15 protein-coding genes are annotated in these 15,099 nt (G+C 56.5%); 9 read left to right on the forward strand and 6 right to left on the reverse strand.

Features of this window, described 5'->3' with window-relative positions; all coding sequences use genetic code 11:
* The first annotated feature begins 47 nt into the window (after window positions 1-47).
* The 6 genes from IM291_RS06945 (at window position 48) to pdxK (ending at window position 5,674) form a co-directional block, all read left to right on the forward strand.
* Window positions 48-1,061: a sulfate ABC transporter substrate-binding protein gene (locus IM291_RS06945; protein WP_048959906.1), complete on the forward strand. Its 1,014-nt coding sequence runs from the start codon at window positions 48-50 to the stop codon at window positions 1,059-1,061.
* A complete protein-coding gene (cysT, locus tag IM291_RS06950) occupies window positions 1,061-1,894 on the forward strand; it encodes a sulfate/thiosulfate ABC transporter permease CysT (protein ID WP_004123378.1) in 834 nt (277 codons plus the stop codon). The genes IM291_RS06945 and cysT overlap by 1 nt, the downstream gene beginning before the upstream one ends.
* Window positions 1,894-2,769, forward strand: a complete 876-nt coding sequence (gene cysW, locus IM291_RS06955; RefSeq protein ID WP_192971227.1) for a sulfate/thiosulfate ABC transporter permease CysW — start codon at window positions 1,894-1,896, stop codon at window positions 2,767-2,769. Before cysT ends, cysW begins: the two co-directional genes overlap by 1 nt.
* On the forward strand, window positions 2,759-3,853 hold the full coding sequence (cysA, locus tag IM291_RS06960) for a sulfate/thiosulfate ABC transporter ATP-binding protein CysA (RefSeq protein ID WP_008501607.1): 1,095 nt from the start codon (window positions 2,759-2,761) through the stop codon (window positions 3,851-3,853). The genes cysW and cysA overlap by 11 nt, the downstream gene beginning before the upstream one ends.
* A 67-nt stretch (window positions 3,854-3,920) precedes the next feature.
* Complete coding sequence (cysM, locus tag IM291_RS06965) at window positions 3,921-4,832, forward strand: cysteine synthase CysM (protein WP_028013998.1); 912 nt, start codon at window positions 3,921-3,923, stop codon at window positions 4,830-4,832.
* 5 nt (window positions 4,833-4,837) lie between these two features.
* Window positions 4,838-5,674, forward strand: coding sequence for a pyridoxine/pyridoxal/pyridoxamine kinase (pdxK, locus tag IM291_RS06970; protein WP_028013997.1), 837 nt, complete (start codon window positions 4,838-4,840; stop codon window positions 5,672-5,674).
* A gap of 44 nt (window positions 5,675-5,718) precedes the next feature.
* Here pdxK and crr read toward each other — a convergent pair whose 3' ends face one another.
* The 5 genes from crr to cysZ all read right to left on the reverse strand — a co-directional run bounded on the left by crr (window position 5,719) and on the right by cysZ (window position 10,512).
* Entirely contained in the window at window positions 5,719-6,228 is a 510-nt protein-coding gene (crr, locus tag IM291_RS06975) for a PTS glucose transporter subunit IIA (RefSeq protein WP_003861316.1), read from the reverse strand.
* Window positions 6,229-6,268: 40 nt separating this feature from the next.
* The gene (gene ptsI / locus IM291_RS06980) at window positions 6,269-7,996 is read right to left on the reverse strand and encodes a phosphoenolpyruvate-protein phosphotransferase PtsI (protein ID WP_008501604.1); all 1,728 of its coding nucleotides are present in this window, start codon (window positions 7,994-7,996) and stop codon (window positions 6,269-6,271) included.
* 44 nt (window positions 7,997-8,040) lie between these two features.
* Entirely contained in the window at window positions 8,041-8,298 is a 258-nt protein-coding gene (gene ptsH / locus IM291_RS06985; RefSeq protein WP_000487600.1) for a phosphocarrier protein Hpr, read from the reverse strand.
* A gap of 317 nt (window positions 8,299-8,615) precedes the next feature.
* A complete protein-coding gene (cysK, locus tag IM291_RS06990) occupies window positions 8,616-9,587 on the reverse strand; it encodes a cysteine synthase A (RefSeq protein WP_192971228.1) in 972 nt (323 codons plus the stop codon).
* A 163-nt stretch (window positions 9,588-9,750) separates the two neighbouring features.
* The gene (gene cysZ / locus IM291_RS06995) at window positions 9,751-10,512 is read right to left on the reverse strand and encodes a sulfate transporter CysZ (RefSeq protein WP_192971229.1); all 762 of its coding nucleotides are present in this window, start codon (window positions 10,510-10,512) and stop codon (window positions 9,751-9,753) included.
* Between the two features lie 230 nt (window positions 10,513-10,742).
* Here cysZ and zipA point away from each other — a divergent pair, with 230 nt between their 5' ends.
* The 3 genes from zipA (at window position 10,743) to IM291_RS07010 (ending at window position 14,019) form a co-directional block, all read left to right on the forward strand.
* Window positions 10,743-11,717 carry a cell division protein ZipA gene (gene zipA / locus IM291_RS07000; RefSeq protein ID WP_048999323.1) on the forward strand — a complete coding sequence of 325 codons (975 nt, stop codon included), beginning with the start codon at window positions 10,743-10,745 and terminating at the stop codon, window positions 11,715-11,717.
* Window positions 11,718-11,786: 69 nt separating this feature from the next.
* Entirely contained in the window at window positions 11,787-13,802 is a 2,016-nt protein-coding gene (ligA, locus tag IM291_RS07005; protein ID WP_028013993.1) for an NAD-dependent DNA ligase LigA, read from the forward strand.
* 1 nt (window position 13,803) lies between these two features.
* Window positions 13,804-14,019: a DUF3820 family protein gene (locus tag IM291_RS07010; protein WP_003861328.1), complete on the forward strand. Its 216-nt coding sequence runs from the start codon at window positions 13,804-13,806 to the stop codon at window positions 14,017-14,019.
* Here IM291_RS07010 and IM291_RS07015 read toward each other — a convergent pair.
* Window positions 14,016-15,011 (reverse strand): bile acid:sodium symporter family protein, encoded by a 996-nt coding sequence (locus IM291_RS07015; protein ID WP_192971230.1) that lies wholly within the window; start codon window positions 15,009-15,011, stop codon window positions 14,016-14,018. The genes IM291_RS07010 and IM291_RS07015 overlap by 4 nt on opposite strands.
* Window positions 15,012-15,099: the final 88 nt, after the last annotated feature.

Genomic DNA, 15,099 nt, shown 5'->3' on the forward strand with positions numbered 1-15,099 from the left:
TAAATATTATGACTATAAGATAGTCATCACATTTATAAGGGTGCGCAATGGCCGTTACTGTACTGAAAAAAGGAACTCTGGCGCTGGCAGGTTTACTGCTGGTGGCCCAGGCGCAGGCGACCGAGCTGCTGAACAGCTCGTATGATGTCTCCCGCGAGCTGTTTGCCGCCCTTAACCCACCGTTCGAGCAGCAGTGGGCGAAAGAAAACAATGGCGATAAGCTGACCATCAAGCAGTCCCACGCCGGTTCATCCAAGCAGGCGCTGGCGATCTTGCAGGGGCTGAAAGCAGATGTCGTGACCTACAACCAGGTGACTGACGTGCAGATCCTGCACGACAAGGGCAAGCTGCTCCCGGCTGACTGGCAGAGCCGCTTGCCAAACAATAGCTCGCCGTTCTACTCCACCATGGGCTTCCTGGTGCGTAAGGGCAACCCGAAGAACATCCACGACTGGAGCGACCTGGTGCGTTCCGACGTGAAGCTGATTTTCCCGAACCCAAAAACCTCAGGTAACGCGCGCTACACCTATTTAGCCGCGTGGGGCGCGGCAGACAAGGCTGACGGTAAGGATAAAGCGAAGACCGAGCAGTTCATGACCCAGTTCCTGAAAAACGTCGAAGTGTTTGATACCGGCGGCCGCGGCGCGACCACGACCTTCGCCGAGCGTGGTCTGGGCGACGTGCTGATCAGCTTTGAATCCGAAGTGAACAATATTCGCAAGCAGTACGAAGCGCAGGGCTTCGAGGTGGTTATTCCGAAAACCAACATCCTGGCCGAGTTCCCGGTGGCGTGGGTGGATAAAAACGTGCAGGCGAACGGCACCGAGAAAGCGGCAAAAGCCTATCTCAATTACCTGTACAGCCCGCAGGCGCAGACCATCATTACCGACTACTACTACCGCGTGAACAATCCGGACGTGATGAACAAGCTGAAAGATAAATTCCCGCAGACCGCACTGTTCCGCGTGGAAGATCATTTCGGCTCCTGGCCTGAGGTGATGAAAACGCACTTTGCCAGCGGCGGTGAGTTAGACAAACTGCTGGCGGCGGGGCGTAAGTAATGTTTGCAGTCTCGACTAAACGCGTGCTGCCGGGCTTTACCTTAAGCCTCGGGACCAGCCTGCTGTTCGTCTGCCTGATCCTGCTGTTGCCGCTCAGCGCGCTGGTGATGCAGCTTGCTCAGATGAGCTGGGCGCAGTACTGGGACGTAGTCACCAACCCGCAGGTGGTGGCGGCCTATAAGGTGACGCTGCTGTCGGCGTTTGTTGCCTCCATTTTTAACGGCGTGTTTGGCCTGCTGATGGCGTGGATCTTAACCCGCTATCGCTTCCCGGGCCGTACGCTGCTTGATGCCCTGATGGATCTGCCGTTTGCGCTGCCGACGGCGGTTGCGGGCTTAACCCTCGCGTCGCTCTTCTCCGTGAACGGGCTGTACGGCGAGTGGCTGGCGAAATTTGACATCAAGGTGACCTATACCTGGCTCGGGATCGCGGTGGCGATGGCCTTTACCAGTATCCCGTTTGTGGTGCGTACCGTGCAGCCGGTACTGGAAGAGCTGGGTCCGGAATACGAAGAAGCGGCGGAAACGCTGGGCGCCACGCGCTGGCAGAGCTTCCGCAAAGTGGTTCTGCCGGAGCTCTCTCCGGCGCTGATGGCGGGCGTCGCGCTGTCCTTTACCCGCAGCCTGGGTGAGTTTGGCGCGGTGATTTTTATCGCCGGGAACATCGCCTGGAAAACGGAAGTCACCTCGCTGATGATTTTCATCCGCCTGCAGGAGTTTGATTATCCGGCGGCGAGCGCGATTGCCTCGGTGATCCTGGCGGCCTCGCTGCTGCTGCTGTATTCGATAAACACTCTGCAAAGTCGCTTTGGTCGACGTGTGGTAGGTCACTGATGGCGGAAGTTACGCAATTGAAGCGATACGATGCGCCCCGCATCAACTGGGGTAAATGGTTTCTGATTGGCGTGGGCGTGCTGGTGTCCGCCCTCATTCTCGTCGTGCCGACGTTTTATATCTTCGTCCAGGCGTTCAGCAAGGGGCTGATGCCCGCGCTGGAGAACCTGGCGAACCCGGACATGCTGCACGCCATCTGGCTGACGGTGCTGATTGCGCTGATCACCGTGCCGGTGAACCTGGTCTTCGGTACGCTGCTGGCCTGGCTGGTGACGCGCTTTAACTTCCCGGGACGTCAGCTGCTGCTGACCCTGCTGGATATTCCGTTTGCCGTGTCGCCTGTTGTTGCCGGTCTGGTTTACCTGCTCTTTTACGGCTCCAACGGCCCGCTGGGCGGCTGGCTGGATGAACATAACCTGCAGATCATGTTCGCCTGGCCGGGCATGGTGCTGGTGACGATCTTCGTGACCTGCCCATTTGTGGTACGTGAGCTGGTGCCGGTGATGTTAAGCCAGGGGAGCAACGAAGACGAAGCGGCGGTGCTGCTTGGCGCATCCGGCTGGCAGATGTTCCGCCGCGTGACGCTGCCGAACATCCGCTGGGCGCTGCTTTACGGCGTGGTGCTGACCAACGCCCGCGCCATCGGTGAGTTTGGTGCGGTGTCGGTGGTATCCGGCTCGATTCGCGGTGAAACGCTGTCACTGCCGCTACAGATTGAATTACTGGAACAGGACTACAACACCGTCGGTTCCTTTACTGCCGCAGCGTTGCTGACGCTGATGGCGATTTTGACCCTGTTTTTGAAGAGTGTGGTGCAGTGGCGTTTAGAGAATCAGGAAAAACGTCAGCATCAGGAGGGAAATCATGAGCATTGAGATTGCCAATATTAAGAAGTCTTTTGGTCGCACCCAGGTGCTGAATGATATCTCACTGGATATCCCTTCCGGACAAATGGTGGCGCTGCTGGGGCCGTCTGGCTCGGGTAAAACCACGCTGCTGCGGATCATCGCCGGGCTTGAGCACCAGACCAGCGGGCACATCCGCTTCCACGGCACCGACGTGAGCCGCCTGCACGCCCGCGATCGTAAAGTCGGCTTTGTCTTCCAGCATTATGCGCTGTTCCGCCACATGACCGTTTTCGACAATATCGCCTTTGGCCTGACGGTGCTGCCGCGTCGTGAACGCCCGGATGCAGCAACCATTAAGGCGAAAGTAACCAAACTGCTGGAGATGGTGCAGTTGGCGCATCTGGCGGACCGTTTCCCGGCGCAGCTTTCCGGCGGGCAGAAGCAGCGCGTGGCGCTGGCGCGCGCGCTGGCCGTTGAGCCGCAAATACTGCTGCTGGATGAACCCTTCGGCGCACTGGATGCGCAGGTGCGCAAAGAGCTGCGTCGCTGGCTGCGCCAGCTGCATGAAGAGCTGAAATTCACCAGCGTCTTCGTGACCCACGATCAGGAAGAGGCGATGGAAGTCGCGGATCGCGTGGTGGTCATGAGCCAGGGTAACATTGAGCAGGTTGACGAGCCGGAACAGCTCTGGCGCGAGCCGGCGACCCGCTTCGTGCTGGAGTTTATGGGCGAGGTGAACCGCCTGCAGGGCACCATTCGCGGTGGACAGTTCCACGTCGGCGCGCACCGCTGGCCGCTGGGCTACACCTCCGCGCATCAGGGGCCGGTCGATCTGTTCCTGCGCCCGTGGGAAGTGGACGTCAGCCGCCGCACCAGCCTGGATTCCCCGCTGCCGGTGCAGGTGCTGGAAGCTAGCCCTAAAGGACACTACACCCAATTGGTGGTACAGCCGCTGGGCTGGTATACCGAGCCGCTGACCGTGGTCATGCGCGACGACGTCCCGCCGCACCGGGGTGAGCGCCTGTTTGTCGGGCTGCAGCATGCGCGCATCTATCACGGTAAGGAGCGCATTGAGACGCGCGAGGATATTGCTCTGGCGGAGTCAGCCTGATAGGTTATTGAGTATGTTTTTCGCCCGGTGGCGTGATGCTTACCGGGCTTTTTATTGAGTAAAAATCGTGAATACACTCGAACACACCATCGGCAACACCCCTCTGGTCAAACTTCAGCGCATGGGATGTGCCAACGGCAGCGAAATCTGGGTCAAACTCGAAGGCAACAACCCGGCAGGGTCGGTGAAAGACCGTGCGGCGCTGTCGATGATTGTCCAGGCCGAGAAACGCGGTGAAATTAAGCCAGGCGATGTGCTGATTGAAGCCACCAGCGGCAACACCGGTATCGCGCTGGCAATGATTGCGGCGCTGAAAGGCTACCGCATGAAGCTGCTGATGCCGGACAACATGAGCCAGGAGCGCCGCGCCGCGATGCGCGCCTACGGGGCCGAGCTGATTCTGGTGACCAAAGAGCAGGGGATGGAAGGGGCGCGCGACTTAGCGTTAGCGATGGCCGAGCGCGGCGAAGGTAAACTGCTCGATCAGTTCAATAACCCGGACAACCCGTACGCGCACTACACCACCACCGGGCCGGAAATCTGGCAGCAAACCGGCGGGCGCATCACCCATTTTGTCTCCAGCATGGGCACCACCGGCACCATTACCGGCGTGTCGCGTTTTTTGCGCGAGCAGGAGAAACCGGTCACCATTGTTGGTCTGCAGCCGGAAGAGGGGAGCAGTATTCCGGGCATTCGCCGCTGGCCTGCGGAGTATATGCCGGGCATCTTTAATGCGCAGCTGGTGGATCGGGTGCTGGATATTCATCAGCGCGAGGCGGAGAATACCATGCGTGAACTGGCCGTGCGTGAAGGCATCTTCTGCGGGGTCAGCTCGGGGGGCGCGGTAGCGGGGGCGTTGCGCGTGGCGCAGGCAAATCCCGGTGCGGTCGTGGTGGCGATTATCTGCGATCGCGGCGATCGCTATTTGTCTACCGGCGTCTTTGGTGAAGAGAGTTATTCGCAGGGGGCGGGGATTTAAGCGTCATGGAGATGATTCTATTCCGGGATAACACCCGGGCGCAGCAAACCGACATTGTCGCGGTGCAGTCGCAGGTGGTTTACGGCAGCGTGGGGAACAGCATTGCTGTGCCAAATATTCGTACCCACCGGCTGAACGTGACCGCCGTGCCGACGGTGCTGTTTAGCAACACGCCGCACTACGACACCTTCTACGGCGGGGTGATCCCCGACGAGTGGTTCAGCGGCTACCTGAAGGCGCTGGAAGAGCGCGAGATCCTGCGCGAGCTTAAAGCGGTCACTACCGGCTATATGGGCAGCGCCAGCCAGATCGCGCTGCTGGCGCAGTGGCTGAGGGCGGTCAAAGCGCAGCATCCTGACCTGCTGGTGCTGGTCGACCCGGTTATCGGCGATATCGACAGCGGAATGTACGTGAAGCCGGATATCCCGGAAGCGTACCGGGAACACCTGCTGCCGCTGGCGCAGGGGATTACGCCAAACGTCTATGAACTGGAAGTGTTAAGCGGTAAGCCGTGCCGGACGCCGGAAAGCGCTATTGCCGCCGCGCAGGGGTTGCTTTCTGACACTCTGAAATGGGTGGCGATCACCAGCGCGCCGGTGGCCGATGACCCGCAAAACATCCACGTGGTGCTGGTGACGCGTGAGGGCGTGACCGTCAGCGCGCATCCGCGCGTAGAAACCGATCTGAAAGGGACGGGGGATCTGTTCTGTTCAGAACTGGTGAGCGGAATTGTTGAGGGGAAAACCGTTGCCGACGCCATTCGCATGGCCGGCGATCGGGTGACTGACGTGATGCTTTATACCCAGTCGAAAGGCTACGACGAGCTTATCCTCCCTGCATAAACAAAAATGGCGCCCGAAGGCGCCATTTTTCTGTGCGGCAAGAATTACTTCTTGATGCGGATAACCGGGGTTTCGCCCACGGTGACGCTGCCAGACAGTTTGATCAGTTCTTTGATTTCGTCCATGTTGGAGATAACAACCGGCGTCAGGGTAGACTTGGCTTTTTCTTCCAGCAGTGGCAGATCGAATTCAATCACCGGGTCGCCAACTTTAACACGCTGGCCTTCTTCCGCGATACGCTTGAAGCCTTCGCCTTTCAGTTCAACGGTGTCGATACCGAAGTGAACGAACAGTTCGATACCGCTATCAGATTCGATAGAGAACGCATGGTTGGTTTCAAAAATTTTACCGATGGTGCCGTCAACTGGAGCAACCATTTTGTTGCCAGTTGGTTTGATAGCAATGCCATCACCAACGATTTTCTCAGCAAACACTACATCCGGCACGTCTTCGATGTTGACGATCTCGCCGGAGAGCGGAGCAACAATCTCAATAGTTCCGGAGTCTTTCTTATCATCAGAAACCAGAGATTTCAGTTTATCGAACAAACCCATGATCTTCTCCTAAGCAGTAATTTGGGCCGCATCTCGTGGATTAGCAGATTGTTTTTTCTTCAATGAACTTGTTAACCAGCGTCATTAACTCGTCCGTTGTCGGTTGAGCAAGAGCCTGCTCTGCTAACACCTTCGCATCTTCGAAGTTCGTGTTACGGATAATCTTCTTAATGCGCGGGATGGAAATGGCGCTCATAGAGAATTCGTCCAGACCCATACCCAGCAACAGAAGTGTAGCACGTTCGTCGCCTGCAAGCTCACCACACATGCCAGTCCATTTACCTTCTGCATGAGAAGCATCAATAACTTGCTTGATCAAGTTCAGTACGGACGGTGACATTGGCTGGTAGAGATGTGAAATCATATCATTACCACGGTCAACTGCCAGGGTGTACTGCGTTAAATCATTGGTACCGATACTAAAGAAATCAACTTCTTTGGCTAAATGACGCGCAATGGTCGCCGCTGCTGGTGTTTCCACCATCACGCCGATCTCAATTGACTCGTCAAATGCTTTACCTTCGTCGCGCAGTTCCTGTTTGTAGATTTCAATCTCTTTCTTCAGTGCACGCACTTCTTCAACAGAGATGATCATCGGGAACATGATGCGCAGCTTACCGAAAGCGGAGGCACGCAGGATAGCGCGAACCTGGTCACGCAGGATCTCTTTACGATCCATCGCGATACGCACGGCACGCCAGCCCAGGAACGGGTTCTCTTCTTTCGGGAAGTTCATGTACGGCAGCTCTTTGTCGCCACCGATGTCCATGGTACGGACGATAACCGCCTGTGAGCCACACGCTTCTGCGACGGCTTTATACGCAGCAAACTGCTCTTCTTCCGTAGGCAGCGCGTCGCGGTCCATGAACAGGAATTCTGTACGATAGAGACCAACACCTTCCGCACCGTTGCGCTCAGCGCCATCAACGTCGCGTACGGTACCGATGTTTGCGCACACTTCTACCTGATGGCCGTCCAGGGTGATGGCTGGCAGGTCTTTCAGCTTAGCGAGTTCCGCTTTTTCAGTCGCAACCTGCTCCTGAACCGCGCGCAGTTTTTCGATCTCTTCGTTAGTTGGGTTGACGTAAACCAGATTGTTTACGGCATCCAGAATCAGATAGTCGCCGTTTTTCACCTGAGAGGTGACGCTACCGGTGCCCACGATGGCAGGCAGTTCCAGAGAACGCGCCATGATTGAGGTGTGGGAGGTACGGCCACCCGCGTCGGTGATGAAACCGAGAACCTTTTTCAGGTTCAGCTGTGCGGTTTCAGACGGGGTGAGGTCAGCGGCAACCAGGATCACTTCATCCTGAATCGCGCTCAGGTCGATAATGGCCAGGCCCAGGATGTTGCGCAGCAGGCGCTTACCGATGTCACGTACGTCAGCCGCACGCTCTTTCAGGTATTCATCATCCAGCTCTTCCAGGGCAGTTGCCTGACCTTCGATAACTTCATGCGCAGCCGCGTCGGCCGTCATGCCTTTATCTTTAATCAGGGCTATGATTTCCTGCTCCAGCTCCTCATCTTCGAGCAGCATGATATGCCCTTCGAAGATGGCTTCTTTTTCTTCACCGAAAGTTTCGCCAGCTTTAGTTTTGATCGCTTCCAGTTGCGCAGATGCCTTGGCACGACCGCTCAGAAAACGTTCAACTTCCTGATCAACCTTGTCGGCAGAAATTTTTTTCCGGTCGATGACGATCTCGTCTTCTTTCAGCAGCAGTGCTTTGCCGAAAGCGATACCCGGGGATGCTAAAATGCCTGAAATCATAACCCTACCTTACTTGTGACTGATATTTAAAAGAACCCGGAAACTTACTCGAGCTCAGCCATCAGTTTAACCAGATGCTCAACTGCTTTCTGCTCGTCTTCACCTTCAGCAGAGATGGTAACAACGGTGCCCTGAGTCAGGCCCAGAGTCTGCAGTTTGAACAGGCTTTTTGCGCTAGCGCTTTTGCCGTTGGAAGTTACAGTGATTTCAGAAGTGAAGCCTTTCGCTTCTTTAACAAACTGAGCAGCAGGGCGGGTGTGCAGACCGTTCGGAGCGGTAATGGTAACTTCTTGCTGGAACATTGTATTTCCCCAACTTATAGGTTTAGTGTTGTGGAACTAAAGTCTAGCCTGGCGGCTTAACTTTAGCCTGTATTGTTAGCGCTGACGTTTCAATCGTCATTAAACATTATGCAGCGAAAGGAAGACTTGAACCAAATCATAAAATCGATTCAGCAAGGGTATTTCGTTCACTGATTAATTTCACGCTTCAAAATAATTGCTGGTTTAAATACCAGACACATCGGGGTGAAGCAATGCCAGGAGGGGCAAAAGTCTGAAGCAGGTCACAAAAAAGCACCCGAAAAGGTGCTTTTTTACGCGTTATTAACATACTGGCACTACTGTTGCAGCTCTTTTTCCGTGAACAGATCGGCAAACAGCGCGGTGCTCAAGTAACGCTCACCCGAGGAAGGAAGGATAACCACAATATTCTTATTGGTAAAGGCTTCATCTTCCTGAAGTTTGAGCGCTGCCGCAACGGCCGCACCGGAAGAGATACCCGCCAGAATGCCTTCTTCATCCATCAGACGACGCGCGGTAGAGATGGCTTCTTCGTTCGTGATGGCAACGACTTTATCGATCAGCTTCAGATCCAGGTTACCCGGAATGAAGCCAGCGCCAATCCCCTGAATTTTATGCGGGCCGGGCTTCAGCTCTTCCCCCGCCAGCGCCTGGGTGATAACCGGTGAGTCAGTCGGCTCAACGGCAACGGTAATCAGGTCATTTTTACCCTTTGTGCCTTTAATATAGCGTGACACGCCGGTCAGCGTACCGCCGGTACCCACGCCGGAGATAAAGACGTCAACCTGGCCGTCGGTATCTTCCCAGATTTCCGGGCCGGTGGTCTTCTCGTGAATTTCCGGGTTAGCCGGGTTGCTGAACTGCTGCAGCAGCAGGTATTTCGCCGGATCGCTGGCCACAATCTCTTCGGCTTTCTGAATGGCACCCTTCATGCCCTTCGCGCCTTCGGTCAGCACCAGGTTCGCGCCCAGCGCTTTCAGCAGCTTACGACGCTCGATGCTCATGGTTTCAGGCATGGTCAGCGTGAGCTTGTAGCCGCGCGCGGCAGCAACATAGGCCAGTGCGATCCCGGTATTGCCGCTGGTCGGTTCTACCAGCTCAACGCCAGGTTTCAGTACGCCACGTTTTTCAGCATCCCAAATCATGTTTGCACCGATACGGCATTTTACGCTGAAGCTCGGGTTACGTGATTCGACCTTCGCCAGGATGCGTCCATTACCGATACGGTTCAGTCGAACCAGGGGCGTATGACCGATAGTCAGCGAGTTGTCTTCATAAATCTTACTCATGGCCTGTCCTTAACTGTATGAAATTGGGATACCAACCCAGCATACCTGCTAAGCAGGTAGGGGGAAGTAAGGAATTCGCATATCTATATACTGCAAGGAAATAATGGGGATCAGTATGGAATAAGGGGCGGCATAAGCCACCCCTGTTTTACACATTTTTGCATTATTTCCATAACGCGTGCTTAGCACGGTAGCAGTCCACCCACATTGCCGTTGCGCCGCAAACGGCAACCGGCATGATGAACAGATTCAGGACTGGAATCAGGGTAAACAGGCTGGTCAGCGCCCCAAACTGCATATTGGCAACCTTCTGGCTGCGCAGGGCGGTGCGCATCTCTTTAAACGGCACCTTGTGGTTATCAAACGGATAGTCGCAGTACTGGATGGCCAGCATCCAGGCGCTGAAGAGGAACCACAGCACCGGTGCCACCGTCTGGCCAATGCCGGGCACAAAATAGAGGATAAGCAGCACAATCGCGCGGGGCAGGTACCAGGCAAACTTCTGCCACTCGCGCTTCATAATGCGAGGGAGATCTTTCATGATCCCCCATATGCCGGTGTCCGGCGGTGTTGCACCGGTAAGGCGCGCTTCCAGCTGTTCCGCCAGCAAACCGTTAAACGGTGCGGCTATCCAGTTTGCAATCGTTGAGAAGAAGTAGCCAAACACCAGCAGCACGGAAATCACCGCCACCGGCCATAGCAGGTAGTTAAGCCACTGCAGCCAGTCTGGCACATGGCTCATCAGCGACGGGATCCAGCTCTCCAGCTTTGTGAACAGCCACCAGAACGCGCCGCCCATCAGAATAATGTTGATCAACAGCGGCAGAATGACGAAGCGTCGAATCCCCGGCAGGGAGACCAGTTTCCAGCCCTGAGAAAAATACCAGACGCCGCTGCGCGTGGGGGAAGAAGATGTTGAAACCATAGTCAGGCTGTACTCCTTTTTACACAACCAGTGGAATTGCCCGCCTATATTATCCACTTACGAACCAATGACCAGTTCGGAAATGTTCGAAAAACCAGCAAAAAGCACGATTTCCTTCATCTTTATGCTGTGAATGCTCTGCACACACTTGCACTTGACGTAAACGGCAAATACTCTTAGTGAGTAAATGTTTGCCGTGGTGGCAAGGTGTTAGAACAACAGAGAATATAATGATGCAGGATTTGCGTCTGATATTAATCATTGTTGGCGCGATCGCCATAATCGCTTTACTGGTACATGGTTTCTGGACCAGCCGTAAAGAGCGTTCCTCGATGTTTCGCGATCGCCCACTGAAGCGCATGAAGTCCAGTCGTGATGATGATGACACTGAAGATGACATCACCGGTAGCGACGACGACGGCGTGGGTGAAGTTCGTGTTCATCGGGTCAATACTGCGCCCGGCGCGGCTCATGGGGAGCATGAAGCCCCCCGCGCTCCGCAGCACCAGTATCAACCGCCGTATGCCTCTGCCCAGCCGCGCCAGCCAGCGCCGCAGCCAGTGGAAGAACCTGTACGTCAGCCGCCGCAACCGCCTGTCCAACAGCAGCCCGCTGCGCCACAGCCGGTTCAACAGCAACCTGTGCAGCAGCCCGTGCAACAGCAACCTGCTCAGCAGCCGCAGCAGCCTGTTCATGTACAGCCTGCGCCGCAGCCCGCTCCGGCTCCGCACGTTGAGCCAGAGCCGGTCGCCGAGCCTGAACCGGTTGTTGAAAAGCCGCAGCGTAAGGAAGCGGTGATCATCATGAACGTGGCCGCGCATCACGGCAGCCATCTCAACGGTGACGTGTTGCTCAACAGTATTCAACAGGCAGGCTTCAAGTTTGGCGATATGAATATTTTCCATCGCCACCTGAGCCCTGACGGTAGTGGTCCGGCGCTGTTTAGCCTGGCCAATATGGTCAACCCAGGCACCTTTGACCCGGAAATGACCGGTGATTTCGTGACGCCAGGTGTCACTATCTTTATGCAGGTGCCGTCCTACGGCGACGAGCTGCAAAACTTCAAGCTGATGCTGCAGTCCGCTCAGCACATCGCTGATGAAGTGGGTGGTGTGGTGCTCGACGATCAGCGTCGAATGATGACCCCGCAGAAGCTGCGCGAGTATCAGGACCGCATCCGCGAAGTAAAGGAAGCCAACGCGTAATTGTCGCGTTTACTTCAACTCCTCCTCAACCCCCGCCTGTCGGGGGTTTTTTCTCATTGATGGTGCGATATGGACTCAATCGAACAACAACTCACTGAACTGCGAACCACGCTTCGCCATCATGAATATCTCTATCATGTTATGGACGCACCGGAAGTGCCGGATGCGGAGTATGACCGGCTGATGCGCGAGCTGCGCGAGCTGGAGGCGCAGCACCCGGAACTGATTACGCCAGATTCTCCGACCCAGCGCGTCGGCGCCGAGCCGCTGGGGGCTTTCAGCCAGGTGCGTCACGAAGTGCCGATGCTGTCGCTGGACAACGTCTTTGATGAAGAGAGCTTCCTCGCGTTTAACAAGCGCGTGCAGGACCGTCTGAAAAGCAGCGATTCCCTCACCTGGTGCTGCGAGCTGAAGCTCGACGGCCTGGCGGTCAGTCTTCTCTATGAAAACGGCGTGCTGGTGCGTGCCGCCACGCGTGGCGACGGTACGACGGGTGAAGACATCACCACCAACGTGCGAACCATCCGCGCGATCCCGCTGAAGCTGCAGGGAGACAACATTCCCGCGCGTCTGGAAGTGCGCGGCGAGGTGTTCCTGCCGCAGGCGGGATTCGAGAAAATTAACGAAGAGGCGCGTCGCACCGGCGGGAAAGTGTTTGCTAACCCGCGTAACGCGGCGGCAGGCTCTCTGCGCCAGCTTGACCCGCGCATCACCGCGAAGCGACCGCTTACTTTCTTCTGCTACGGCGTCGGTATTCTGGAAGGTGGTGAGTTACCGGATACGCACCTCGGGCGTCTGCTGCAGTTTAAAGCCTGGGGCCTGCCGGTGAGCAACCGCGTTCAGCTCTGCGACTCGCCGGAAGCGGTGCTGGCGTTCTACCACAAAGTGGAAGAGGACCGTCCGACGCTCGGCTTTGATATCGATGGCGTTGTCATCAAGGTCAATTCGCTGGCGCTGCAGGAGCAGCTGGGCTTTGTGGCGCGTGCACCGCGCTGGGCGGTGGCGTTTAAATTCCCTGCCCAGGAGCAGATGACCTTTGTCCGCGACGTGGAGTTTCAGGTGGGCCGTACGGGCGCTATTACCCCGGTCGCTCGACTGGAGCCGGTGCAGGTCGCAGGCGTGCTGGTGAGTAACGCTACGCTGCACAACGCCGATGAAATCGAACGCCTCGGCCTGCGCATCGGTGACAAAGTGGTGATTCGCCGCGCGGGCGATGTTATCCCGCAGGTGGTGAACGTTGTTGAGTCAGAACGTCCTGATGATACGCGCGAGGTCGTTTTCCCGACCCACTGCCCGGTATGCGGCTCTGACGTAGAGCGTGTGGAAGGCGAAGCGGTGGCCCGCTGTACGGGCGGCCTGATCTGCGGCGCGCAGCGTAAAGAGTCGCTTAAGCACTTTGTTTCCCGTCGCGCAATGGACGTTGACGGCATGGGCGACAAGATTATCGATCAGCTGGTTGAGAAAGAGTATGTCCATACGCCAGCGGATCTGTTCAGGCTCACGGCGGGCAAACTGACCGGTCTGGATCGCATGGGGCCGAAGTCAGCCCAGAACGTGGTTAACGCGCTGGAAGCAGCGAAAGAGACGACCTTCGCCCGCTTCCTGTACGCGCTGGGCATTCGTGAAGTCGGCGAAGCGACGGCGGCAGGTTTAGCCGCGTACTTTGGTACGCTGGAGGCGCTGGAAAAGGCAAGCATCGACGAGCTGCAGAAAGTGCCGGACGTCGGCATCGTCGTCGCCACGCACGTCTTTAACTTCTTTGCCGAAGAGAGCAACCGCGAGGTCATCGGCAAGCTGCTGGAAGAGGGCATTAAATGGCCTGCGCCGGTGGTGGTCAACGCCGAAGAAATTGATAGCCCATTTGCCGGTAAAACCGTGGTGCTAACCGGTAGCCTTAGCCAGCTTTCACGCGACGATGCAAAAGCGCGTCTGGTGGCGCTGGGGGCCAAAGTGGCGGGCAGCGTGTCGAAGAAAACCGACCTGGTGATTGCCGGCGAAGCTGCGGGTTCGAAGCTGGCGAAAGCCCAGGAGCTCGGCATTGAGGTTATCGACGAAGCGGAAATGATGCGCCTGTTAGGAGAGTAACGTGGAGAAAGAGCAGCTCGTTGAGATCGCCAATACGGAAATGCCGTTCGGTAAATATAAGGGCCGCAGGCTGATCGATTTGCCGGAGGAGTACCTGCTGTGGTTCGCCCGCAAGGACGAATTCCCCGCCGGGCGTCTGGGCGAGCTGATGGCTATCACGTTACTGATCAAAACCGAGGGGCTGACCCAGCTGGTGCAGCCCCTGAAGCGTCCTTAAGCCTTCGCGGCGCGGGTCTCTTCCTGCGCCAGCTTTTCCGTCTGGCGCTTGTAGCGACGCGCCAGCACCGCGCAGACCATCAGCTGGATCTGATGGAAAATCATCAGCGGCAGCACCATCATCCCGATCACCGAGGTGGGGAACAGAATGTTCGCCATCGGGATGCCGTTCGCCAGGCTCTTTTTGGAGCCGCAGAAGACGATAGTGATCTCATCGGCTTTGCTGAAGCCGCATTTGCGCGCCACAAAAACGTTCACCGCAATGACAATTGCCAGCAGAACGAGGCTGACCACCACGATAAACAGCAGCGAGCCTGCGCCCACCTTATGCCAGATCCCGTTTACGACCGCTTCGCTGAAGGCGGAATAGACCACCAGCAGAATCGACGACTGGTCGGTTTTGGAGATCCATTTCTTATGCTTCGCCACGAACGCCCCGGTCCACGGACGCGAGAGATGGCCCAGGACAAACGGCAGCAGCAGCTGCAGGCAGATTTTGCCGACTTGCTCAAGGTTACCTTCCGCGCCGTGCATGTTCATCAGCAGGCCCACCAGCAGCGGGGAGACGAATATCCCTAACAGGCTGGATGCCGAAGCGGAGCAGACCGCGGCTGCAACGTTCCCTCCGGCAAGAGAGGTAAAGGCAATGGCAGACTGCACGGTGGCCGGGAGAATACAGAGATACAGGAAACCGGTGTAGAGCGCCGGATCGACGTTAACCGGTGCCCACCAGGCAAACAGCACCCCGAGGATCGGGAACAGAATAAACGTGCTGCACATCACCCAGAGGTGCAGTCGCCAGTGGCTACCGCCAGCGATAATCGCTTCGCGGGAGAGCTTTGCGCCGTGCATAAAGAACAGCAGCGCGATGGCGGCTGTCGTCAGTCCCTCAAAAAGAGGGACGAAACCGCCGCGAGCAGGGAAGAACGAGGCCAGTAAAACGGTGGCCACCAGGGTAAGTGTAAACGGATCAAGAATACGAAATAGTTTCATAATGACTCCTGAAAACAGATGTCGCTATTGTGCTTTTTTCCATTTGAGAAATAAAATTGATTTATTGCATCCATTCATGAATTAAACA

It is taken from the genome of Enterobacter cloacae complex sp. P27C, assembly GCF_014895705.1.
In the GTDB taxonomy this organism is placed as follows: Bacteria; Pseudomonadota; Gammaproteobacteria; order Enterobacterales; family Enterobacteriaceae; genus Enterobacter; species Enterobacter bugandensis.

Bases quoted from the DNA above. Each gene is read 5' to 3' on its own strand.
- ptsI (WP_008501604.1), bottom strand. From the start codon at position 7,996: ATGATTTCAGGCATTTTAGCATCCCCGGGTATCGCTTTCGGCAAAGCA.
- ligA (WP_028013993.1), top strand. From the start codon at position 11,787: ATGGACTCAATCGAACAACAACTCACTGAACTGCGAACCACGCTTCGC.
- cysT (WP_004123378.1), top strand. From the start codon at position 1,061: ATGTTTGCAGTCTCGACTAAACGCGTGCTGCCGGGCTTTACCTTAAGC.
- IM291_RS07015 (WP_192971230.1), bottom strand. From the start codon at position 15,011: ATGAAACTATTTCGTATTCTTGATCCGTTTACACTTACCCTGGTGGCC.
- crr (WP_003861316.1), bottom strand. From the start codon at position 6,228: ATGGGTTTGTTCGATAAACTGAAATCTCTGGTTTCTGATGATAAGAAA.
- ptsH (WP_000487600.1), bottom strand. From the start codon at position 8,298: ATGTTCCAGCAAGAAGTTACCATTACCGCTCCGAACGGTCTGCACACC.
- cysK (WP_192971228.1), bottom strand. From the start codon at position 9,587: ATGAGTAAGATTTATGAAGACAACTCGCTGACTATCGGTCATACGCCC.
- cysW (WP_192971227.1), top strand. From the start codon at position 1,894: ATGGCGGAAGTTACGCAATTGAAGCGATACGATGCGCCCCGCATCAAC.
- pdxK (WP_028013997.1), top strand. From the start codon at position 4,838: ATGGAGATGATTCTATTCCGGGATAACACCCGGGCGCAGCAAACCGAC.
- zipA (WP_048999323.1), top strand. From the start codon at position 10,743: ATGATGCAGGATTTGCGTCTGATATTAATCATTGTTGGCGCGATCGCC.
- cysA (WP_008501607.1), top strand. From the start codon at position 2,759: ATGAGCATTGAGATTGCCAATATTAAGAAGTCTTTTGGTCGCACCCAG.
- IM291_RS06945 (WP_048959906.1), top strand. From the start codon at position 48: ATGGCCGTTACTGTACTGAAAAAAGGAACTCTGGCGCTGGCAGGTTTA.
- cysZ (WP_192971229.1), bottom strand. From the start codon at position 10,512: ATGGTTTCAACATCTTCTTCCCCCACGCGCAGCGGCGTCTGGTATTTT.